The sequence below is a fragment of the Kitasatospora paranensis genome (assembly GCF_039544005.1).
GTDB lineage: Bacteria > Actinomycetota > Actinomycetes > Streptomycetales > Streptomycetaceae > Kitasatospora > Kitasatospora paranensis.
Genome location: NZ_BAABKV010000001.1, coordinates 658,876 through 680,693 on the forward strand (window position 1 = coordinate 658,876; position 21,818 = coordinate 680,693).

General features: G+C 72.4%; 20 protein-coding genes, 3 pseudogenes and 1 riboswitch. Of the genes and pseudogenes, 9 read left to right on the plus strand and 14 right to left on the minus strand.

Annotated features, from left to right (window positions below; translation table 11 throughout):
• The first annotated feature begins 122 nt into the window (after nt 1–122).
• A pseudogene (locus ABEB13_RS03385) lies at nt 123–1,558 on the plus strand (APC family permease).
• Nucleotides 1,555–2,981, plus strand: a pseudogene (locus tag ABEB13_RS03390) (aspartate ammonia-lyase). Before ABEB13_RS03385 ends, ABEB13_RS03390 begins: the two co-directional pseudogenes overlap by 4 nt.
• Nucleotides 2,982–3,965: 984 nt before the next feature.
• Here ABEB13_RS03390 and ABEB13_RS03395 read toward each other — a convergent pair.
• On the minus strand, nt 3,966–5,240 hold the full coding sequence (locus ABEB13_RS03395) for a flavin-containing monooxygenase (protein WP_345704206.1): 1,275 nt from the start codon (nt 5,238–5,240) through the stop codon (nt 3,966–3,968).
• Nucleotides 5,241–5,368: 128 nt separating this feature from the next.
• Nucleotides 5,369–6,049 (minus strand): alpha/beta fold hydrolase, encoded by a 681-nt coding sequence (locus ABEB13_RS03400; protein ID WP_345704207.1) that lies wholly within the window; start codon nt 6,047–6,049, stop codon nt 5,369–5,371.
• A gap of 250 nt (nt 6,050–6,299) precedes the next feature.
• Between ABEB13_RS03400 and ABEB13_RS03405 the strand changes: the two genes are divergently transcribed.
• Nucleotides 6,300–7,016, plus strand: a complete 717-nt coding sequence (locus ABEB13_RS03405) for a helix-turn-helix domain-containing protein (protein ID WP_345704208.1) — start codon at nt 6,300–6,302, stop codon at nt 7,014–7,016.
• Nucleotides 7,017–7,170: 154 nt separating this feature from the next.
• Here ABEB13_RS03405 and ABEB13_RS03410 read toward each other — a convergent pair whose 3' ends face one another.
• From ABEB13_RS03410 to ABEB13_RS03435, 6 genes are all read right to left on the minus strand, one after another.
• Nucleotides 7,171–7,950, minus strand: coding sequence for a VOC family protein (locus tag ABEB13_RS03410; protein WP_100886509.1), 780 nt, complete (start codon nt 7,948–7,950; stop codon nt 7,171–7,173).
• 211 nt (nt 7,951–8,161) lie between these two features.
• Entirely contained in the window at nt 8,162–8,896 is a 735-nt protein-coding gene (locus tag ABEB13_RS03415) for a Type 1 glutamine amidotransferase-like domain-containing protein (RefSeq protein ID WP_345704209.1), read from the minus strand.
• Nucleotides 8,897–8,961: 65 nt separating this feature from the next.
• Nucleotides 8,962–9,714: an alpha/beta hydrolase gene (locus tag ABEB13_RS03420; RefSeq protein ID WP_345704210.1), complete on the minus strand. Its 753-nt coding sequence runs from the start codon at nt 9,712–9,714 to the stop codon at nt 8,962–8,964.
• Between the two features lie 17 nt (nt 9,715–9,731).
• Nucleotides 9,732–9,911: a hypothetical protein gene (locus tag ABEB13_RS03425; protein ID WP_345704211.1), complete on the minus strand. Its 180-nt coding sequence runs from the start codon at nt 9,909–9,911 to the stop codon at nt 9,732–9,734.
• A gap of 103 nt (nt 9,912–10,014) precedes the next feature.
• Complete coding sequence (locus ABEB13_RS03430) at nt 10,015–10,977, minus strand: MBL fold metallo-hydrolase (RefSeq protein ID WP_345704212.1); 963 nt, start codon at nt 10,975–10,977, stop codon at nt 10,015–10,017.
• The gene (locus tag ABEB13_RS03435; protein WP_345704213.1) at nt 10,967–11,566 is read right to left on the minus strand and encodes a winged helix-turn-helix domain-containing protein; all 600 of its coding nucleotides are present in this window, start codon (nt 11,564–11,566) and stop codon (nt 10,967–10,969) included. Before ABEB13_RS03435 ends, ABEB13_RS03430 begins: the two co-directional genes overlap by 11 nt.
• A 264-nt stretch (nt 11,567–11,830) precedes the next feature.
• On the opposite strand from ABEB13_RS03435, the gene ABEB13_RS03440 reads away from it, so the two are divergent.
• The 3 genes from ABEB13_RS03440 (at nt 11,831) to ABEB13_RS03450 (ending at nt 14,605) form a co-directional block, all read left to right on the plus strand.
• On the plus strand, nt 11,831–12,424 hold the full coding sequence (locus ABEB13_RS03440; RefSeq protein WP_345704214.1) for a helix-turn-helix domain-containing protein: 594 nt from the start codon (nt 11,831–11,833) through the stop codon (nt 12,422–12,424).
• A gap of 227 nt (nt 12,425–12,651) precedes the next feature.
• A riboswitch (guanidine-III (ykkC-III) riboswitch) is annotated at nt 12,652–12,719 on the plus strand.
• 12 nt (nt 12,720–12,731) lie between these two features.
• A complete protein-coding gene (locus ABEB13_RS03445; protein WP_345704215.1) occupies nt 12,732–13,610 on the plus strand; it encodes an MBL fold metallo-hydrolase in 879 nt (292 codons plus the stop codon).
• Nucleotides 13,611–13,672: 62 nt separating this feature from the next.
• Nucleotides 13,673–14,605, plus strand: coding sequence for a hypothetical protein (locus ABEB13_RS03450; protein WP_345704216.1), 933 nt, complete (start codon nt 13,673–13,675; stop codon nt 14,603–14,605).
• Between the two features lie 224 nt (nt 14,606–14,829).
• Here ABEB13_RS03450 and ABEB13_RS03455 read toward each other — a convergent pair whose 3' ends face one another.
• On the minus strand, nt 14,830–15,123 hold the full coding sequence (locus ABEB13_RS03455; protein ID WP_345704217.1) for a DUF1330 domain-containing protein: 294 nt from the start codon (nt 15,121–15,123) through the stop codon (nt 14,830–14,832).
• 295 nt (nt 15,124–15,418) lie between these two features.
• Entirely contained in the window at nt 15,419–15,832 is a 414-nt protein-coding gene (locus ABEB13_RS03460) for a hypothetical protein (protein ID WP_345704218.1), read from the minus strand.
• Nucleotides 15,833–15,864: 32 nt separating this feature from the next.
• Here ABEB13_RS03460 and ABEB13_RS03465 point away from each other — a divergent pair.
• Nucleotides 15,865–16,080 (plus strand): annotated as a pseudogene (locus ABEB13_RS03465) (substrate-binding domain-containing protein); the annotation flags it as partial.
• Between the two features lie 95 nt (nt 16,081–16,175).
• Here the strand turns inward: ABEB13_RS03465 and ABEB13_RS03470 are convergent.
• The gene (locus ABEB13_RS03470) at nt 16,176–16,523 is read right to left on the minus strand and encodes a hypothetical protein (RefSeq protein ID WP_345709999.1); all 348 of its coding nucleotides are present in this window, start codon (nt 16,521–16,523) and stop codon (nt 16,176–16,178) included.
• A 360-nt stretch (nt 16,524–16,883) separates the two neighbouring features.
• On the opposite strand from ABEB13_RS03470, the gene ABEB13_RS03475 reads away from it, so the two are divergent.
• Together ABEB13_RS03475 and ABEB13_RS03480 are read left to right on the plus strand one after the other, a co-directional pair.
• Nucleotides 16,884–17,483 (plus strand): class I SAM-dependent methyltransferase, encoded by a 600-nt coding sequence (locus ABEB13_RS03475; protein WP_345704219.1) that lies wholly within the window; start codon nt 16,884–16,886, stop codon nt 17,481–17,483.
• Between the two features lie 109 nt (nt 17,484–17,592).
• Nucleotides 17,593–18,087 (plus strand): GyrI-like domain-containing protein, encoded by a 495-nt coding sequence (locus tag ABEB13_RS03480; RefSeq protein WP_345704220.1) that lies wholly within the window; start codon nt 17,593–17,595, stop codon nt 18,085–18,087.
• Between the two features lie 23 nt (nt 18,088–18,110).
• On the opposite strand, the gene ABEB13_RS03485 is transcribed toward ABEB13_RS03480, so the two are convergent.
• The 3 genes from ABEB13_RS03485 to ABEB13_RS03495 all read right to left on the minus strand — a co-directional run bounded on the left by ABEB13_RS03485 (nt 18,111) and on the right by ABEB13_RS03495 (nt 21,769).
• Nucleotides 18,111–18,800 (minus strand): DUF6215 domain-containing protein, encoded by a 690-nt coding sequence (locus ABEB13_RS03485; RefSeq protein ID WP_345704221.1) that lies wholly within the window; start codon nt 18,798–18,800, stop codon nt 18,111–18,113.
• Nucleotides 18,801–18,925: 125 nt separating this feature from the next.
• Nucleotides 18,926–20,830, minus strand: coding sequence for a S53 family peptidase (locus ABEB13_RS03490; protein ID WP_345709522.1), 1,905 nt, complete (start codon nt 20,828–20,830; stop codon nt 18,926–18,928).
• Between the two features lie 639 nt (nt 20,831–21,469).
• Nucleotides 21,470–21,769 (minus strand): hypothetical protein, encoded by a 300-nt coding sequence (locus ABEB13_RS03495; protein ID WP_345704222.1) that lies wholly within the window; start codon nt 21,767–21,769, stop codon nt 21,470–21,472.
• Between the last annotated feature and the right edge of the window lie 49 nt (nt 21,770–21,818).

The following is a 21,818-nucleotide window of genomic DNA, read 5'->3' on the forward strand; positions in this document are numbered from 1 at the left end:
CATCTCCGCCAGCCCTCCGAGGAGTTCCCGTGTCCACCACCCCCGCACCGGACGGCCGGGCAGCCGGCGACGGACCCGACTCCGTGCCGAACCTGCACCGCAGCCTCGGCCGCTTCGACATCATGGCCCTCGGCGTCGCCGCGGTGATCTCGGCCGACGTGATCGGCCAGATCGCCACCGGCGGCGGCGAGGCCGTCACCTGGACGGCCGCCCTGGCGCTGTTCTTCCTCGTCCCGTACGCGCTGCTCTTCGCCGAGACCGGCGCGGCGTTCCCGCAGGAGGGCGGCCCGTACGTGTGGGTCAGGCTCGCCTACGGCCGCACCGCCGCCGCGCTCACCACCCTGTTCTACTGGGTCACCAACCCGGTCTGGCTGGGCGGGTCGCTGGTCTTCGCGGCCGCCGGCGCCTGGGACGGCCACATCACCCGGCTCGGCAGCGGCACCGTCGCCGACTACACCTTCAAGCTGGTGTTCATCTGGGTCGCCATCCTCACCGCGGTGGTCTCCTCCGGCGCGGCAAGTGGATCACCACGGTCGGCGCGATCGCCAAGGTCGTCGTCCTGCTGACGGTCACCGCGACCGCGCTGGTCTACGGCCTCCAGCACGGCTTCAAGGGCCTCACGGACACCGGTTTCAGACCCACCGCCGGCGGGTTCCTGGCGCTGGTGCCGATCCTGCTGTTCGCCTACGTGGGCTTCGAGGCCCCGAACGCCGCCGGCGAGGAGATGCGCAACCCCCGGCGGGACGTCCCGGTCTCCATCGGGGTGTCCGGCGCCGTCGCCACCTGCTGCTACCTGCTGCCGGTGTTCGCGGTCCTCGCCGTCGTCCCGGCCGAGCGGATCACCGGCGTCGGCGGCTTCCTTGACGCCGCGTCCCTGGTGTTCGGCAGCTACGGCGCCGCCGGCCACGCGATGCTCGCCGTCACCAGCGCCCTGTTCGTCCTCGTGCTGATGACCCAGGGCAGTGCCTGGATGATCGTCAGCGACCGCATGCAGGCCATGGCCGCCGCGGACGGCGGGTTCTTCAGCCGCTCCCTGGGCGCCTTCCACCCGCGCCTGGGCACACCCGTCCGGATGAACCTCGTCTCCGGCGTCACCGCGACCGCCTTCATGCTGGCCGCCACCCTGCTGGTCGACGGCAGCGCGGCGGCCGTCTTCAAGGTCGTCCTCACGGTGGCCGTCACCACGCTGCTGCTGTCCTACCTGGTCGTCGTCCCCGCCCTGGGCACGCTGCGCAGGAACCACCCGGACGTGCAGCGCCCGTACCGGGTGCCGTTCGGCCGCTGGGGGTTCCGGATCAGCCTCGGCCTGGTCTACGCGTGGATCGCCCTCGGGTCCTGGATCGCCCTCTTCCCGGGCGTCCTGGAACACGCGCTGGGCGTCGGCTACGACTTCGCCGGTACCTGGGGCGTGTCGCGCACCGTCTTCGAGACCTTCACCCTGGGCACGGTGGCCGTGCTGCTCGCGCTCGGCGTCGCAGGCCGCGCCGTCGCGGTGCGCGCCGACCGCCGCACTCCGCCGGCACCGGTGACCGAGATCCTCCCGGAGTACCAGGCATGAGGGCCCCCGCCACCGCACCGCAGCGCACCGAACACGACCTGCTGGGAGAGCGCGACGTCCCGGCCGGGGCCTACTACGGGGTCCACACCCTGCGGGCGGTGGAGAACTTCCCGCTCACCGGTACGCCCGTCGGCGTCCACACCGCCCTCGTCGTCGCGCTGGCCTGCGTCAAGCAGGCCGCCGCGCTGGCCAACCGGGACCTCGGCCTGCTCGACCACGGCCGGGCCGACGCCATCGTCCGCGCCTGCGGCGAGATCCGCGCCGGCCGCCTGCACGACGCGTTCGTGGTCGACGTGCTCCAGGGCGGCGCCGGCACCTCCACCAACATGAACGCCAACGAGGTGATCGCCAACCGCGCCCTGGAACTGCTCGGCCACCCCGCGGCGACTACGACGAACTCCACCCGCTGGAGCACGTCAACCTCAGCCAGAGCACCAACGACGCCTACCCCACGGCCGTCCGCATCGCGCTGCAGACCGGCGCGGGCGAACTGCGCGACGGCCTCACGGGCCTGGCCGACGCGTTCTCGGTGAAGGCCGCCGCGTTCGCGCCGGTGGTGAAGATGGGCCGCACCCAACTCCAGGACGCCGTCCCCATGACACTCGGTCAGGAGTTCGGCGCCTTCGCGGCCACCGTCCGTGAGGACGTCGAGCGTCTGGCCGAGGCGGGCCGGCTGCTGCTGGAGATCAACCTCGGCGGCACGGCGATCGGCACCGGCCTCAACGCTCCCGACCGGTACGCCGGGACGGTGTGCGCGCACCTGCGCGAGGTGACCGGCCTTCCGCTCCGCACCGCCCCGGACCTGGTCGAGGCCACCTGGGACGTCGGCGCCTTCGTGCAGCTCTCGGGCGTGCTCAAGCGCATCGCCGTCAAGCTGTCCAAGATCTGCAACGACCTGCGGCTGCTCTCCTCCGGTCCGCGCACCGGGCTCGGCGAGATCAACCTGCCGCCCGTCCAGGCCGGATCCAGCATCATGCCCGGCAAGGTCAACCCCGTCATCCCCGAAGCCGTCAACCAGGTCGCCTACCGCGTCATCGGCCACGACACCACCGTCACCCTGGCCGCCGAGGCCGGGCAGCTCCAGCTCAACGCCTTCGAACCGGTCATCGCCCACAGCCTGCTGGACTCGCTGGCCCTGCTCACCCGCGCCTGCGCGACCCTGACCGAACGCTGCGTCACCGGCATCACCGCCAACCCCGACCACCTGCGCAGCAACGTCGACCGCGCGATCGGCACCGTCACCGCGCTCAACCCCGTCATCGGCTACACCGCCGCGACCGGCGTCGCCGCCGAGGCCCTCGCGACCGGGCGCAGCATCCGCGCCCTCGTCCTCGAACGCGCACTCCTGACGGAGGAGCAGCTCGACCGGCTGCTCAGCCCGGAGAACCTCGCCTTCGCGACAGGGGCCCCGCAGACGCCCTGACGGCGCCGGCTCCTGGACCGCCGCACCCGTTGCGCGGACCAGGAGCCGGCAGGCTGCGGCCGGGCCCGTGCGGTCACGGCCCCCGTCGTCCGGGACGAGGTCGATCCCGTAGTCGCCGAGCCAGGAGACCAGGTCGGCGCGGCCGGCGCGGACGAGTCGCCCGCCGGTGAAGCGCGGATCGGCCGTCACCTCGGCGACGATGTCCGCAGGCGGCTCGAAGGCCGCCGTCTCCTCGTCCGTGCCGAACTCCGCCTCCGCCAGGACCAGACCGTGCAGCGGCGGATCGAAGACGTCGAAGCCCAGGGGAGGGACGCTCAGGCGCGTCTTGGTCAGCACCAGGGCGGGCAGCGTGGCGAAGACGTCGTACTCGGCCCGGGACAGGTACGTGTTGGTGATCGTCCCCTGCACGGGGCCCGGCCGGGCGGCGGGCACCTTCTGGGTGAGCTTGAACTCGGTCCGGACGGGAGCCGCCCGGTCCACCCGGCGCAGACGCAGCCGGGTGCCCGTCAGATACCGATCGGTGATCCGCCGCACTTCCCGGACGGACGAGGCCGGCGGCGGACCGGCCATCAGGAAGCGCCGCTCCCGCTCCACCAGGGCGTACTTCCCCGCGCGGTCCTGGGAGCCGTCGTCATGGTCTGGCGTGGGCACGGGCGCGCCTTCCCGGCCCACACGGAAACGCGGGCCTTCCTCGGTGACCGTCAAAGGATCACACGACACGAAGGCCCGCTGCCACGCCCGAGGCCGATCCGCCGGCCGTGGAAAGCAGGCGGCCGACGCGCGCCCGCCGCATCGGCCGTCCATGGACTCCCTGGGGCTCGACGGCAACCGCCTGCTCGTCGACCGGTTCTGTGGACCCGAAGCACCGGGATCTGCTTGCTTCACCACCCACGTTCCTGACACAACCCGCTGAGCACTCCTCGGGAGCAGGCGGCCACAGCAGGGCCACCCGCTCCCCGGTCGTCCCGGCGATCGGCTACCGGGTTATCCGGCTGCCCCGCCCGGTCGGTCGGCGGTGCCGTGGGCGAGGTAGCCACGCTGGGTGGTGATGTGGTCGGCGACGTACGCGGCATCGTGCCAGACACCCCAGATGAAGCTCGACCCGCGGCGGGACTGCCACGGCAGGCCCAGGAAGTAGACGCCGGGCTCGGTGGAGACTCCCCGTCGCTGGTCCGGCCGGCCGTTCTCGTCGAACGCGTCGACGTCGAGCCAGCTGTGGTCGGTGGCGTAGCCGGTCGCCCAGACGATCGAGGTGACACCGGCCCCGGCCAGGTCGAGCTCCAGGACGGGGCGGGCGACGCAGTCCGGCTCCGGTCCGAGGATGTGGGCCGCCGGCTCCTCGGGGAGGTCCAGCCCGTTGCGCTCGACGTACGCGTCGGCCGCCCGGAGGAGTTCGAGGTACTTGCTGTCGCCGAGCGCGATGTTCGCGGCGAGATCCGGGGCGAAGCGCAGCACGCCGTCGTCGTAGGACGTGGTCAGACCGACGAGCTCGATGCCCTCGGCGGCCAGGGCCCGGAAGTCGACGGTGTGGCCGCCCCGGGCTCCGCTGACCGCGATGGTGACGTGGTCGGCACCCTGCGGGGGCGTCTGGGCGTCCCAGAGCCCGAGCACGCCGAGCCACCAGCAGAAGTCCCGCCCGCGGTACTCGCGGGGAGGGCGGTCGTGGGGGCCGACGGAGAGCAGGACCCGCCGACCGGACCGGCGCAGCTCGTCCGCGATCTGGACGCCCGAGGAGCCGCTGCCGACCACGAGGACGGCGCCGTCGGGCAGTTGCTGCGGATTGCGGTACTCGTTGGAGTGGATCTGCACGGGGACGGCACCGGCCGGGACGATGGGCGGGATCACCGGCCGCTGGAACGGCCCGGTCGCGGCCACGACGAAGCGCGCGTCGATCACGCCTTCCGAGGTCTCGACCCGAAATCCGGGCCGACCGGCGTGCCTGCGGACGGAGGTCACCTCGACACCGCACCGGATCGGGGCGCCGATCTTCTCCGCGTACGCGGAGAAGTAGTCCGCGACCCTGTCCTTCGAGGCGAAGGCATCGGGGTCGATGTCGGAGAACTCCAGCCCCGGGAACCGGTCGTGCCACGCGGGCCCGTTCGCGACCAGGGAGTCCCACCGCTCCGAACGCCACCGCTCGGCGACCCGGTGCCGCTCCAGGACGACATGCGGAATGCCGTGGGCTCCCAGGTGCTCGCTCATCGCCACACCCGCCTGGCCCGCCCCGACGACGACGACGTCGGTCTCTTCACTGGGCATTGCAACCTCCACTCAGGCGGTAGTCCATCCGGTGTCGCGACGACTGTTGCTACCGCATGAGAAATCCTCGGGCGAGGCGGTAATTCTGTCTAATAGACGTTTTTGTTGTAGGTGATCTGATTTCCAGATCACCTCTGGTGCGGCGCACCGAGGAGCAGGGCGGCGACCGCCTCGGGGTCCTCGTGCATGGCGTCGTGGCCGGTCGGGAGGTCGTGGACCTGCCACGCGGGATCGGCGCGGAGCCGGGTGCGGAGTGCGGCGAACGGCGTCCGGTCCTCCCATCCCGAGCAGTAGACGAACTCCCGGCGGGGAATGCGGGCGGGCGGGTCGGAGAGCCGGATCGTCTGCAGGAACGAGGCGAGGGGATGGGGACGGCGGCGGGGATCGCCGCCGTCCGGCGGTCGGACGGCGTAGCCGGTGGCCGCGGCCCCGGCAGCGAACACCTCCCGGAAGTGCTCGTTCGTCGAGGACCAGCACGACTCGCCGTCGCGCGGCACGTAGGCGTCCAGGTGCACCAGTCGCGAGACGCGGCCGCCGGCGCGATCGGCCGCGGCGGCGACCACCATCCCGGCGTAGCTGTGGCCGACCAGTGTCACGTCGGTGAGGCGGGCACGATCGAGGAGCCGCAGGACGTCCTCCGCGTGCGTGTCGAGATTGGCGGCCGCGACCGTCGCGCGGTCGTCGTCCGGCCGCAGACCGGTCAGGGTCAGGGCATGCACCGTGTGCCCGGCACGCTCCAGCAGCGGAACCACCGCCTCGAACGACCAGGAGCCCTTCCACGCGCCGGGTACCAGAACGAATGTCGCCATGTGCCGCTCCTTCTCTCGGGACGCGGCACCGGGGCACGCTGCCGCGACGGCATGGGTCCGGCCGGGGCGATTCCCCGGCCGGAGGCCACTCCGCATGGAAGGTAGTGTCACCGGCTCAAGGTGTGGCTCGTTAGCGCCAGGAGGCCAACTGATGCCCGTTCACGGCCAATCCCGCCCGGCCGCGGGTGTGACCTCACAGACGTGGCCGTCCGGCGGCCGCCACCTCTGGCCGTCCGGCGGAACCAGCACGGTGCAGTCGCACGCACGGGGACACCTGGTCTACGCGGCCGGCGGCGTCCTGGCCGTCCGCACCGAGCGCGGCACCTCGATCGTCCCCGCCGACCGGGTCGCCTGGACCCCTGCCGGATGCACGCACCAGCACCGCGCCCACGGCGACACCGACATGCGGATCGTCTTTCTCCCGCCGTCCCTCGCCCGGCGCGTACCGGGCCAGCCGGCCGTGTTCCTGGCCTCCGGCCTCGCCCGCGAGGTCCTGCTCGCCCTGACCCGTCCCGGTCAGGACGGCGACGCCGGGCCCGACCACAGCCGCTCGGCGCGCCTGCGCCTGCTCCGGGTCCTCGTCGACGAACTCCGCGAGGCGCCCGAACAACCACTGCACCTGCCGGAGCCACGGGACGACCGGCTGCGGGCCATCGCCCGGATCCTGTACGAGACGCCGGCGGACAACGCCACGCTGGCCGAGCTCGGCAAGGCGGTCGGGGCCGGCACCCGGACCCTCAGCCGGCTCTTCCGCAGCGAGCTCGGCATGACGTTCCACGAGTGGCGCACCCAACTGCGCATCCACCACGCGCTCGTGCTCCTCGCCGACGGCCACGACGCCACCCGGACGGCCTACGCCTGCGGATGGGCCAACCCCAGCGGCTTCATCGCGGCGTTCACCGACGTCATGGGAACGACCCCGGGCCGCTACCGGACCGGTCACCGGGCCCCCGGCCACGCATCCTGACCTCCGAGGGCGGTCATGCCCCCGGAGTGACGGCGGCGGCCGGCCCGGATCCGTCCGGCCCGGTGACGGCTCGGCGACACGGCCCGATGGACGGCCTGGGCCCGCCCGGCGGCTCCCGGGCGGGCAGGCCGGGCGGGCAGGCCGGCCGTGCGGACTACATCGGGGTGGGCTTGATCATCGCGAACGGGGCGCCCTGCGGGTCGGCGACCACGGCCATCCGGCCGGCCGCCATGTCGAACGGCGGGGCGAGGACGGTGCCGCCGCGCTTGACCAGGGCGTCCACGGTGGAGTCCGTGTCGTCGACCGCGAAGTAGGTCAGCCAGTGCGCCGGCGTGCCGGGCGGGTCGTTGGCGAGCAGCGTCACCCCGCCGACCGCGCGGCCGCCGACCCGCAGCTCCCAGTAGGAGTCGGCGCCCTCCATCGGCTCGATCTCGATGCCGAACGCTTCCCCGTAGAAGCCGGTGGCACCGGGGACGTCGTTGGTGTGCAGCTCGTTCCAGGTCAGCGCGCCGGCCTCGTTGACCACCTTGGCGCCGAAGAACTCGCCGGGCTGCCAGACACCGAAGACCGCGCCCTGCGGGTCCGCGGCGATCAGCATCCGGCCGAGGTTGCCGACGTCCATCACCGGGGCGAGCAGGGTGCCGCCCGCGCCGACGATGGCGTCCTGGGTGGCCTGGGCGTCCGTGCTGGCCAGGTAGCTCGTCCAGACGGTGGGCGGGGTGGGCATGCCCTCGGGGGCCATCGCCGGACCGATGCCGGCCACGGCCTTGCCGTTCAGCTCACAGACCGCGTACCCGCCGAACTCGGCCGGGCCGGGCTGCCCCTGCCAGCCGAACAGGTCGCGGTAGACGTCCAGCGCGGCCTGCTGGTCCTTCGCCATCAGATCGACCCAACATGGCGTGCCGGTCGCGTACGGGGTGGTGACTTCGGGCATCGCTCGCTCCTTGTCGTGAGGTCCGTCCGTCACTCTTGCGGCGCCGACCGGTGACCGCCATCCGACACGCCGTCAGCCCCGTGGCAGGTGGGGGAGGCTCTTCGGCGGGGCGTGCGCGTGCCGCCGGACACGACGGCGCGGCACCCCACCCGGACGGCCGAACGGACCTTCCGGGCCGTCGGAGCCGCCGAGCCGTCGGCACGGCGCCGCATCAGGGGGCGGGGAGGGCCCGGACGTCCAGCCGGTGCTCGACGGCGGCGTCACCGTCGCGGGTGACCAGATAGGCGCCCTTGCCGGAGCGTTCGGCGACGGCCTCGACCAGCTCGGTGCCCCGGTAGACGAGACCGACACCGTCGTCGGTGCAGTGCGTGGTGGGCAGGGTGCCGTCCGCGACGAGGCGGTGGACCAGCGGGCGGCGGCCCGGGTCCACGTCGTAGTGCACGCCGTTGCCGTAGGGCAGGAAGCCGAGGGCGTCGGTGATCGGCTGCAGCTCGGGCCCGAAGGAGTCGGTGGTGCCGCCGCGGAACCAGCAGATCGAGCCGGCGCTCACCCCGCTCAGCACCACGCCCGCCTCCCACGCCCGCCGCAGGATCGCGTCCAGCCCGTGCACCCGCCAGACCGCCAGCAGGTTGGCGACCGAGCCGCCCATCACCCAGACCACGTCCTGCTCCAGCACGGTCGCCTCGACGTCCTCGTGGTTGGGCCGCGGGAACAGGTGGAGCGGGGTCAGGTCGAACCCGGCGATCCGGGCGGCCTCCGTCATCCGGGAGGTGAAGTGCTCGGCGTCGCCGATGGCCGTACCGACGTACATCACCCGGGGTCGGCGACCGTGGGCGCCGGACAGATCGACGGCGTGGTGCACCAGGGCGTCGAACTCGACCATGGTGCGGGCTCCGGCGCGGTGTCCGCCCGAGGTGGCGAGGATGGTGGGCTCAGAGGCAGGCATGGCACGCGATCCTACGGCCTGCCCCCTGCCCGACCAGCAGGCGCCCTCCCCTGTGCGCGGGACGCTCAGCGATTCCGGCCGAGCAGGTCGGTGAGATCCGCGAAGAGCCGTTCTCCCGCCGCAGCGGTGGCCGGCGAGAGGGTGTCGAGGGTGAGGAATCCATGGATCATTCCTGCCTCGCAACGGTGGACGACCGGAACGTTCGCGGCGGCCAACCGGGCGGCATAGGCATCGCCCTCGTCACGGAGCGGGTCGTGCTCCGCAGTGATCACCACGGTGGGCGGGAGCCCGCCGAGATCGGCGGCGAACAGCGGGCTGATCCCGGGGTCGGCCCGCCGGGACGGGTCCGGGACCCATTGCTCGGCCCCCCACGCGACGTCGTCGGCCGCCAGGCCCCAGCCCGCGGCCTTCGACCGTGCGCTGGGGCAGGAGAGCGTCAGATCGGTGTTGGGGTACGCCAGGATCTGGGCGGCCGGCAGCGGCCCGCCCTCGTCGCGCAGACGCAGGCAGGCGAGCGCGGCCAGGTTCCCGCCGGAGCTGTCACCCATGACCACGATCGGGCCGGCAGTCCCGGTGCCGGAATCCCCGCCGGCGACCGCCCATCGGACGACCTCCACGCAGTCGTCGACGGCAGCCGGCCACGGATGCTCCGGAGCCCGGCGGAAGTCGACGCTCAGCACCGCCGCACCGGTCCTGAACGCCAATCGGCGGCACAACCGATCGTGCGACTCCAGATCGCCGATCGTCCACATCCCGCCGTGCAGGAACACCACCAGCGGCCCGCAGGCCGCCGAGGGCCGGTAGAGACGGACCCCCACGGCAGCCGGACCGATCGTCAGATCATCGACGTGGGCGATCTCGGGGCCGCGGGGCCGGGCGTCGACACGGAGACGCTGGGCGCGCCGCAGCTCCGCCGCGCCCACGGCACGGGCCGGAGGTCGGGGTCCTGTCGGACTGCCTCGACGAAGGCGGTCAGTTCGGCATCGGCGAGCGAAGGATCGATCGATTCGGCCATGCGGGCCACGATGCCACATCGATCCTGACACCCCGACCCGGGGCCGCCTCCCCGGAGGGCAACTCCCCGAGAGCAGACCGATCTGACGATGCGTCGACGTGGGTCACCGGCCGACGGCGGCGGCGAGGCCCCGGCCCGCCTTGTGGGCGAGTCCTCGGACGATCATGCCGAGCTGTGCGGAGGTGCACGGCCCGTTGAAGAGGATGAAGTCGTCGAAGACGTGGACCCCGGGCCGGTCGGCGACGGCGTGTGCCGCGTCCCGTACCGCCACCAACTGCTCCACCGTCATCTGCGGTTCGCGCTCGCCCGGCTGGTAACGCGCCCCGAGCGGGAAGTCCTTGCCCGGGCGGTCGGTGAGCTCGACATGGCAGCCCAGCACGTGGGTGACCTGCCTGCTCCGGGTGAAGTCCACCAGCCGATCCAGCGTCGCGGTGAACTCCGCGAAGTCGAAGGCGTAGAGCCGGCCCGGGTAGACGGTGTCACCGGTGAGCAGGATGCCCGTCCACGGATCGTGAATGGTGACGGCGGCCTTGTGGTGGCCCGGAGAGCCGATCACCTCCAGCACGCGGCCGCCGAGGTCGAACACGACGGTCTCCTGCGGCCAGGAGGTGAAGCCGAAGAACTCCTGGACCGCCTCCGCCTCCCTGGCCACCACCGTGGTGGCCGGCCGGTCGGCGAACTGCGCGTCGGCGGCGACGTGGTCGCCGTGCCCGTGCGTGTGGGCCACGACCAACTCGTAGTCCGGGCGCGGGTGCTCGCGCAGCCAGGTGTCCACCAGCGCATCGACGGTCGTCCGCAGCGGGAACCGGGCCGGGTCGGCCGTGGCCCCGGTGTCCAGCAGCAGGGCACGCTCGTTGCCGAAGAGCAGGTAGAGGAAGGGCGCCTCGTAGCTGACGCTCTTGCTCTGGCGCAGGACGAAGGTGTGCTCATCGTAGGCGTGCACCTGGATGAGCGGCTCGGCGTCGGCCCGCCGCGACCGCACGCCGTGGTTCCAGCGCACGTCGAGGCTTCCGGCGATCGGCGCACTACCGGTGAAGTCGATCGGCGTGGTGGTGTCAGCAGTCATCGGTGTTCTCCCCCAGGTCCGTGTCGGCCAGCGGCGATGCCGCCATGAAGTACCGGACGTGCCGCCGGTCGGCGACGGGTGCATCCGGCTCGGCGCCCGGAACGGCCTCGGCCGCGTCCCGCGCCAGGTACGGGGCGAGGATCGCCCGCCACTGCGCCTTGATCTCGGCGGCCTCGGCAGCCGTGACCCGCACGGTGGCCGCCATCCCCCGGGCCGCGTCCCGCCACTCGGTGTCTTCGCCGGGCGAGCGGTCCACCCAGTCGAGCACCCGGGCGGCCTCGCGCTCGACCACCACCCGGCTCAGCTGCTGCACCACCAGCGGATCGACCTGCCCGCTGCCGGCCAACAGCATCTGCCGGTCGACGACCTGCCAGCGCCGCTCGCGCCGGTCACTGCCCGGCCCGGCCTCCTCGACGTAGCCGTACTTCGCCAGATGGCGCAGGTGGAACGAACAGCTGGCCTGGGACACGCCCAGCAGCCGCCCGCAGGTGGCCGCCGTGGCCGGCCCGATCCTGCCGAGTGTCTCCAGCAGATCCAGCCGGGTCGGGTGAGCCAGGGCGCGAATCGCCTTGGGATCGCTCAGTCGCATATGTCAAAGAGTACTTTGGCATTCATCATTGTCAACGTCTTCTTTGGCTTTCGTGGGGATGCCGAGTTGCGCCGGCCGTTCGCGCGACGGTCCTCACATGTGCTGAGCTGGAGCGTTGGTGTCGGACCATCAGAGATCCGCCTCGGACTTCCACGCCGGCTCCGGACCGAGCCGAGCACCCAGGGCCGGACCCCGCCCCCGTCACGTACGGGCCATGTCACCACGGCAGCCCACGCCTTGCCGTCAACGCATATCCTGTTGCCCATGACGCAAGAGGACGGTGAGCTGGACAGCCTGGTACGCAAGCGGATCCGCGCCCTGCGGGTGGCGCAGGGCTGGTCCTTGGAGGAACTGGCCTCCCGCGCCCGGGTCAGCCCGTCCACGCTCAGCCGGATCGAGAACGGCCGGCGCCGTCTCGCCCTGGACCAGCTCGTCACGCTCGCCCGGGCCCTGGACACCTCGCTGGACCAGCTCGTCGAGAACGCGGCCGACGACGTCATCATCAGCCCGACGATCGACGGGGCCCGCGGGCTCATGCGCTGGCCGATCAAGGCGGAGCCCGGCATGAGCGTGGTGCGCCAGCGCATGACGAACCCGCCGCCCGACAACCCCGGCCGCCTGCGCGCCCACCCGGGCCGGGAGTGGCTCGTCGTCCTGTCCGGCACCGCGGTCCTGCTGCTGGGCAACCGGCGCATCCGCGTGGAGACGAACCAGGCGGCGGAGTTCCCCACCATGCTGCCGCACGCCATCGGCGCCGAGGGCGGGCCCTGCGAGGTCCTGGGCATCTTCGACCGCGACGCCCGCCGTGGCCACCAACGCGGGGACGACGCCCAGGACAGCTCCCACCCCGCCCCGTGACACGCCGGTCCCCCACCGCCGCCGGCCGGGACGCCGCCGCCGGTGCGGTCGGCATCGACATCGAGGACCCCCGCGCCGGACGGCGGCCCCGGGGCCCCGGACTCCCACCTGCGCCCCGGGGGCGGTCGGCCGGGGTGCGGACTTCCAGCTCGGCGGGGCCTGGCATGTCACACGGGCGTGGCTGCGGTGGGCAGTGAAGCGACCCGACCGTCCGTGTTAGCGTTGCGGCGGAGGCTTGGATCTGCCTGCCCCGGACGAGATGTGCGCCGTACCCGGCCCGCCAAGACGACGCACTCGAGGAGACGTCATGGGCGCACGCACCTGCCTGATCGACTTCACCGGAGAGGCCCTCAGCCCTCATGGACTGGACGTCCGGTGGATCCACGGATCACCGTCCGCCAAGCACAACACCGACCCGGACATCCAGGTCCATGCCTACGACGAGCACACGTTCGTCCTGCGGCAGAACATGGCGATCGACTACGAGGCGCCGTTCCTGTTCCTGTTCTTCGGCAACGCCCGGGCGGTGCTGATCGACACCGGGGCCACTGCATCGTCCGAGTTCTTCCCTCTGCGCCGAGCGGTCGACGAGCTCATCGATTCCTGGCTCGCCCGTCACCCCCGGCACGGGTACCAACTGCTCGTGCTGCACACCCATCCGCACGGCGACCACATTGCGGGCGACGGCCAGTTCACCGATCGCCCTGACACCACGGTTGTCAGCGCGGAGCCGGCCACCGCCTGGCCGTACTTCGGATTCACCGACCACCCCGAAGCCGTGGCGCAGATCGACCTCGGGGGCCGAGTGCTGGAATGTCTGGCCACCCCGGGCCACCACGAGGCCGCCGTCACGTTCTACGACCCGTGGACCGGGTTCCTCCTGACCGGCGACACGGTCTACCCCGGCCGCCTCTCCATCAAGGACTGGCAGGCATTCAGCCGGACGATCGATCGCTTGATCGACTTCTGCGACCGCCGGACGGTCACCCATGTACTCGGCTGCCACATCGAGATGACCCGGAAACCGGGCGTGGACTATCCCATCCGCGCCGTCTACCAGCCCGACGAGCCCCCACTGCAGATGACCACCGGCCACCTGCGTGACATCCGCGAGGCACTGAGGCAGGCCGGCGACCAGCCCAGCCACCGCGCCTTCCCGCTGTTCATCCTGTGCCCCGACGCATGAGCGGCACGGACCAGACCGGGCCCCGTCACGGCTCCCCGGCGGCGAGAACGGCAGACCGACGCGTGGTGCCGCAGGCCGGTGTCCGGGTCGTTCTCGGCTCGGCGTTCGTCGACCCCCGCGATCCGAACAACGGGCTGGGCAACCCCTTCGCTGTCGTCATCGGCGCCGACGTCGCAGCATTGAGCTCAGCCCAACGCCGGGATCTGGCCCGGCGCACCGGCGCCCCCGAGACCGTCTTCGTCGATGCCGTCCGCCAACGGACCGGGCTTCAGAGCCCTTCCGGGTACGAGCTCGACCTGACCGTCCTGACACCGACCGGGAAGGCACTCGGAGCGTGCGCCCACGGCTTCATCGGCACCGTGCACGCGCTCACCCAGACCGGGGCCATCACCGCAGGCCTTGACCTGCTGATCACCACGCCGTCGGGCGGATCGGCACGGGCCTCGCTTGCCGGCGACGGCACGGTCATGCTTCAGTTCGACTCAAGTGAGCCCTTGATCGCGTACGGCCGCGCGCAGGCATTGGAGGAGATCTTCCACGTGCCGCTTCCGTCCCTGGCCGCCGGGCTGCCGGTCCTGTCCGTCGGCTCGCCCAAGTTGACCGTCGAGGTGGCACCCGGCGCCTTCGCCCGACTGCAGCGACAACTGGGCGGTCTGGACTACGACCGGCTCATGGCCCTGCAGCGCGAGCTGAACGTCAACGGGATCCATCTGTTCTGCCGCAACGACATCACAGGTATGCCCGAACGCGCGATCCAGACGAACGCGTACCTCGGCCGGGATCTCGCCGTGGACCGGGCCACCGGCGTTTCAAGCGCGGCCCAGGTCAGCGCCGACCCCCGCATCCACGCAGGCCGACAGTTGCAGATCACCCAATACACCCAGACGGGCCGTTCGGCGGTCCTCACCCTGACCAAGGGGGAAGGACGCAGTGTCTGGGTGGGCGGTGCCGCGAGCCTCCTCGGTCACCACTCCGCACACCCTTGCTCTTCCTGACCCAGTCAGTTCGCTGCGCGGGCCGCACGGTCCGAGGCGCGCCGCAAGCAAGCATGCCCCCAGGGAACAGAATCAGATCCAATCGCTTGTCAATGTCGGTGGACCTGTTGCAGCAGCCGACCCGCATCGATAGCTGACGCGGGGTGAGGTCGCGACGGCTGCCGATGCAGGGTGGCCCGGGCATGGTGACCGCCGGGGAGGCGGCCACCATGCGATCGCCGGTGTCAGTCGACGCCCTCTACGATCCGGAAGTCGCGCTCGACGCCGTCGGACAGAGCGGCCAGCGCCTCCTGGTAAGGCTCGCTCTCGCGCGCGGCGACGGCCTGCTCGAAGCTGTCGAACTCGATCAGGACGGTGAATTCGGCGATTCCGTCGTCGTGTGCGACGACCCGGCTGCCACGGGAGAGGACCCGTCCGCCCGCGGCCCGGACGGCCGGACCGGCCAGCTTGCTGTAGGCAGCCATCTTCTCGGGGTCGGAGATGGTGCGGTAGACGCTGACCCAGTAGCCCTTGGCCATGGAAACCTCCAGGATGTCGAAGTTCTGTGCCGGCGTTCGCCGTTGACAGGACGAGCCTATGCGGGCGGGAGGGCCGGGGAGTCGCCGCAGAGCAGGGGTTGCAGGAGTGGAACGTACAGCTCGGCGACTTCGTCGGGGTCCGGCCGGGTGAGCCGGTCGGCACGTGATCACCCAGCCCGGCCCCTGACCCTCACGCTGACGCCCGACCCACCAACCTCACCCAACCCACTCACGATCCGGATATCAACGCGTGCATCGCCCTCTCGGATCCGTCAGGCAATGCCGGCTGCGCCGATCACGATCCCGTCTGCGGCCCGAGCTCCTCGCCCGGCGGGATGAAAGTGTCGGCACTGTCGGCGTCCTCGACATGGCCGTACGCGTCGACCGTGATGGCCGTCGCCCGCCCCTTCGACGTGATGAGCCACGCGAGGACCTGCTCGGTCAGCGGGGTTCCGCCGGGACCTTGGTCCGTCCAGTGAGCCCGCCATCCCCCGCCGGGCACGGCGGCGACGACCTGGTCGGCCGGCTCCAGATGGGAGAAGTCCTCATAGTCCGTCACCGGACGAAGGGCTCCGCGCTTCCGGTCGACGACCAGCGCCGCCCCGGTGGGCCGGTCCCAGCCCTCCACACGCAGCATGCGACCGATCTCGGTCTCGGTGCCGTTGAAGATCGCTGTCCAGCCGGTCTGATTGAAGTAACGGAGATCCACAGCCCCATCATCTCGAACAGCGAAGGGCGGCCGTGCTCCGGGCCGCCCACGAACGCGGCCTGCGGGTGCCGGAGGACCTGTCGATCGCGGGCTTCGACGACGTCTACCTCAGCAGCACCGTCCCGATGCTCACCACCGTCCGGCAGCCGCTCGGGGAACTCGGCCGGATGGTCAGCCTGCTGATCCGCCTGATGGAGGGTCACGCCGTCGAGACCCTGCACGTCGAACGCGCCACCGAGCTCGTCGCCCGGGGCTCCACCGGTCCCGTCCCACCGCGCCGAGTGCAGCGTGCGGCCGGTGGACGTCCGGCAGACCCTCGGCCCGTGCGCGACGCGCCGCCGGGTCAGGCGCAGTCGCCCGGGTGGCGGACGTCCTGCTCGACGACGGCCTCCCATCGGGCGAGCAGGGCTTCGTCGTCGAGCAATTGCTCCCGAGCCAGGTCCGTCCGCTCACGCCAGGCCCTGGTGCGCTCGGCGGTGAGTCCGTCCGGGTCGCGGATGCCGGCTCGGGGTGCGCACCCGGGTCGGTCGAGGTGGTCACTGCACGTCCGGAGCGGTTCGGCGCCGATCGCGGGGCACGGGCAGCCGGCCACGCCGCACAGGGCGTCGTCGCGGCCGGTGACGTCGATGCGGTACCGGTGTCCGCCGACCCGCAGCACGGAGCGCACCACACCGCCGCTCTCGGCCACCACCCACGCACGTTCCGGGCGCGGCGACGGTCTGCCGTCCGCGCGCTCCCGGGCCCGCCGCCCACAGGGCGATCACCGCCTCCAGCGACAGGGTGGTGGTGCCGTCCGCCTCGTTGGGCAGGTCGGCGTGACCGTCGGCGAGGACCGCTTCCAGCAGCGTCCGCAGTGATTCCATGGAGCCGCAGCGTAGACCCGGTGAGGCAATCCTAGCCTTACCTCCCGGCTGATTCTCACGTTCGCCCGGCCGGCCCGACGCGTCCGCCGGGATCGATCGGGACGGAGCGGGGTCGACCGGGATCGCGCAGGATTCCCGCCGCGCGCCGACGGGCCGTCCGGGCGGCGGCCGGGCCCTATGCTGCCCGCATGGGCGATGACCGAGCTGAACGGGTACGCACGCAGGAGTTCTTCGGGGCGCGGGCGGCGGGGTGGGACGCGAAGTTCCCCGATGACGCGCCGCGCTACGCGGACGCCATCGCCGAGGTGTCGCCCGGCTACGGCGGCTTCGTCATCGACGCGGGCTGCGGCACGGGACGGGCTCTGCCGCTGCTGCGGGCCTCGGTCGGGCCGTCCGGCACGGTGCTCGGCGTCGACCTCACCCCGGAGATGCTCCTGCAGGCGTCCGCGCACCGCGCCGACGCGGCCCTGGTGCTGGCGGACTGCGCGCGGCTGCCGCTGCGCGACGGTGTCGCCGACCTGGTCTTCGGCGCGGGGCTGATCTCCCACCTGTCCGGCCCCGCGGACGGCCTGCGCGAACTCGCCCGGGTCTGCAGGCCAGGCGGCCGCCTCGCGCTCTTCCATCCGATCGGCCGGGCCGCGCTCGCCGCCCGGCACGGGCGGGAGATCACCCCGGACGACCTGCGGGCCGAAGCCAACCTCCGCCCGCTGCTCGCGGCTTCGGGCTGGCGAATGACCGCCTTCACGGACGCCGACGACCGCTACCTCGCGGTGGCCGAGCGCGTCTGACCCCCGGCCGGCCTCCCCGGCCGCGCCCGCGCGAGCGGGGCCCACGGGCCCTCGGCGCCCACCACCGGCCGCACCCGGCGTGCGACGGCGAACCCCGGATCGGAGCAGCATGAACAGTCCCACGCCCGACACCACGGCCGGTGCCCCGGAGCCGGAACTCGTGGATCTCCGCCCGGCGACGACGGCCGTGGTCCGCGGCGTCGTGCCGATGTCCGATCTCCGGGACTTCTTCGACACCTCCTTCGGCGCCCTCGCCCGCACCGTCCAGGCGCAGCGGATCACCCTCCTGAGCCCCGCCTTCGGCCTCTACCGCGGGACACCCGGGGCGACCGTGGACCTGGAGGTCGGGTTCGTCACGGACGGGGAGGTCCGTCCCGAGGCCGGGGTCGTGGTCGGGTCGCTCCCCGGTGGCCGGGCCGCACGGCTGACGCACGCCGGGTCGTTCGACGGCCTCGGCGCCTCCTGGGAGCGCCTGCGCTCCTGGCTGCAGGCGCAGGGACTGCGGGCCGGCGAGGACCGCTGGGAAACCTACGTCACACAGCCGTCCCCGGACATGGATCCGGCCGACCTGCGGACCCTGCTCAGCTGGCCGGTCGCGGACTGACGGAAGGGGGACGGGCCCCGGTCCTACGACGCGGTGCCCCAGCCCGGGACGGTCGGCAGGACCTGCTCGGCGATCCGGAGCAGCACATCGGCGTCCGGCGCGACGTCGTCCTGGCGCCAGACGGCGATCTCGTACGTCCCGTCACCGCCGGCGTGCGGGTCCTGCGCGACGACCAGGTGGTGCGCGAGGCCGCCCGGCCGCGTCCCGGGCTTCGCGCCGCCGGCCAGGAGGGCCACGGTGCCGGCCGAGTAGGTCGCCGCGGGACGGCCGAGCACGGACGTCCGCTCGGCGAACAGGCCCGGGAAGAAGGAAAGGTCCTCGACGGAGGAGTGGGGGTCGTGGGAGATCCGCACGCAGACCGCACCGATCTGGATCTGCGCGGAGGCGTCGAACTCCTTCGTCCCGTCGGCGAAGGTGATCTGTCCGCCCCCGGACTGCGCGATCGAGACGTGGTCGTCCGGCATGCCGAGCAGGGCGGGCAGGTCGGGGCGGTTGAGCGCGGCGCACAGCGCGGGGTACTCGGGCGAGTCGTCGGCCCTCGGCGTGTTGCACGGAGCGGGCTTCGCGGTCGGGGCGGACGATCCGCCGAACACCCTGGTCCCCCACACGCCGGCCACGGCACAGACCGTCAGCAGCACCGCTGCCAGCACCTGCACGCTCGCGGTGCTGCCCTTCGGGGATGTCGCGGGCTCGCGCCCGTCGTTGTCGATCACCGGCGGAGCGTATCCCGGGGGCGGACACGGGCGGGAGCCAATTTCGGCGCCCCGCCGAACAGGTCCGACCCCGGCGCAGGGCGCCGGGGTCGGACCGTCGTGCCGTACGGGATCCCTGGAAGGACCTAGCGGCGGAACGGGAAGCCGAAGGAGGCCACGTAGCCGGGGGCCGGTGTGCCGACTCCGGTCACGTCGTCGTAGCCGCGGACGGCGTTCAACGAACTGTCCATGCCGAGGCTGCGGACGGACGTGCGGGTGCCGCCCGCCGCGTCGACACCGTTCGCGTAGTCGACCCGGGCCACGGCGAGGCTGTGACCGGCGCCGAGCGGCTGGTCCGTCACGTCGTGGAGCAGCCGGGTGTTGTAGCGGGCGTAGATCGACGGGTTGGCGAAGCCGATCGGGACGCGGCGGGCCTGCTGGGCGAGCGCCTGAACGCCGGCGATCACGGGCGAGGCGAGCGACGTGCCGCCGATGCGGTACTCGTCGTAGCTGACCGTCCCGTCCGGCCAGGACTGCGTCTGCCCCATCAGGAAGCCGGTGTTGGGGTCGGCGACGGCCGCGATGTCCGGCACCGTGCGCAACCGGGTGGAGCCGTTGGCCTTGGCCAGCGTGTCCGGCACGACGCCGCGCTGGTAGAACGGCTGCTTGACGATGGCGCTCGTACCGCCGCCAGCGCCGCCGGTGAACGCACCGGGGAAGTCCGTCCAGCTCGCACCGTCGTCCGACAGCAGGGCCTTCCGGGTGCCCCAGCCCGTCTCGAACTGGTAGGTGTCGCCGCGGCCGACCGCCAGCGAGGTGCCGCCGACGGCCGTCACCCAGGCCGAGTTGGTGGGGCTGTCGACCTGCTTCTTCCCGGTGTTGTCGAGCTCGTCGCCGTTGTCGCCGGAGGAGAAGTAGAAGCCGATGCCCTCGACGGCGCCGAGCTTGAAGGTCTGGTCGTACGCCGCCGCGCTGTCCGGGGTCTCGTTGCCCTCGATGTCGCCCCACGAGTTGGAGACGATGTCGGCCAGCCGGTGGTCGACGATCTTGGTCAGGGCGTCCAGCAGGTCGGAGTCGTTGCAGGACGCGGCGCCGACGTAGACGATGTTCGCCTCGGGGGCGACCGCGTGCACCGCCTCGACGTCGAGTGACTGCTCCCCGTACCAGCCGGATCCACCGCAGTCGTCCACGCTGTTGTAGGAGTCGGGGAGGACCTCGGTGTACTGGCCCTTGCGGTAGGCGCGGTCACCGTTGCGCTTGGCGTAGGTGCTCGCGTCGGCCGCCATCGTCGGCGAGGCGTAGGCGTCGGTGATCGCGACGGTCACGCCCTTGCCGGTGTACCCCTCCGCGCCGTACGCCGCCCGCAGCTGACGGCCCGTGTAGCCGTGCACGGCATAGGGGATCTTGGCGCCGTTGACGGAGGGCAGGCCGGACGCGGTGTTCGAGCCGAAGTACGTCGAGTACGGCCCGGCGTTGCGGAAGCCGTCCCCGGGACCGGGCAGGGTGTCCTGCGGCTTCGCCCGGCGCGGCGCGCCGTCGAGGCCGGTCACGGTGAGGACGGCGCCGGCCACCGCCGCGGGGGCGGAGGCCGCACGGTCGGGCGCCCGGTACGTCCGGCCGTCCTTGCGGTAGTCGTGCAGCGAGGTCGAGAACGCCCGCTGCACGGCCGCCGCATCACCCGCCACCGCGATGTAGTGCTGGGTCGTGCCGGTCACGGTCAGGCCGGAGGCGCGCAGCCAGCCGGTGACCGCCGCGATCTGCTCCTGCGTCGCACCGAACCGCTCCTGGGCCTGCTGCGCCGTCAGGTACGAGCCGTACTGCGGCGACTGCGGGTCGGAGACCGCTTCCGCGAACGCGGTCAGGCCCTTCGCGTCGCGGCCGGCCAGGTACACGCGGGCCTCGACCCGGGCGGACGCGGCCGTGCTGCCCTGGTCGGCGGCCGCGGCCGTCCACGCGGGCTTCGTCCCCTCCAGGGCGACCCGGTCCCCGGGAACGCCGTCGGCGTACGCGGACGGAACACCGAGGGTCAACGCTCCGGCGAGCAGCGACATCGCTGCCACCACACTCCGTCCGGCGCTCCGCCGGGTGACACCTGCTGCCATGGAACCCCCACGTGGAATGGTCGGCGGTGGGTGGGCATGCTGCCGAGCGCACGTCGCACGGCCCGTGCAGGCGCACGGATGGGTGTGTCGCCCACCACATCACTCTTGTCAGGCTCGGATCATAGGCGCGAGCTGTCGGATTCTCAGGCCTTTTGAGGAATGTTGATCACATCAGCATCAGCCATGGAGTGATGACGATAGGCCAGGAGATCGCCGGGGCGGATCAAGCGCGCAGAAGTCGGCGCGCGTGAGCCCCGAGCGGAGCAGGAGGGCGGGCGCAGAGGGGGTGGCGACTCAGTGGTGATGACCTGTCAGTTCGAGAGCCCGGCGTCGCGGATCGCTGTGGCGGACGTGGGCCGTGGGGCCGCGGGCCGAGCGCGCGGCGGTGTCCCCGCTTCGCCGCGCCTCAGGTCGGGGCGGGCCGCTGGGCAGCAGCGGGATCGCATTCGCGACGCACTGCCGGCGATCGTCGGCCGGGCCCCGCCGGCGCAGGACATCAGGGGCGGGCCGAGGCGTCGGTGACGAACCGTCACCGGGATGCCAAAAGGCGGTGGCCCGGGCACGCCCGGGCCACCGCCGCAACGGGGTCTACTCGGCGCCGCTGATGCCGGGGGCGACGAACCGGCGGTGGAGCGGCGAGAAGGAGACCTCGGGGGTGCCGGTGATCCCGGCCTTCGCGACGGCCGGCGCCAGGCGCTCGGCCATGAACGCCTCGAAGGCCTGCTGCGACGTCCACACGTCGGTCACGCGCAGACCCTGGGCGTCGAACCACGCGACGTGGACCTGGCCACCGGCCGCCGGGACCTCCTCCCAGTCGACCGCGTCCCGCACCAGGTCGTACTGGGCGGGCGTCACGCCGGCCCAGCCCATCGACATCACCACAGCCATGATCGTTCCCCTTGCTCGGTAGCGACGTACCCGTCCCGCACCAGCCAAC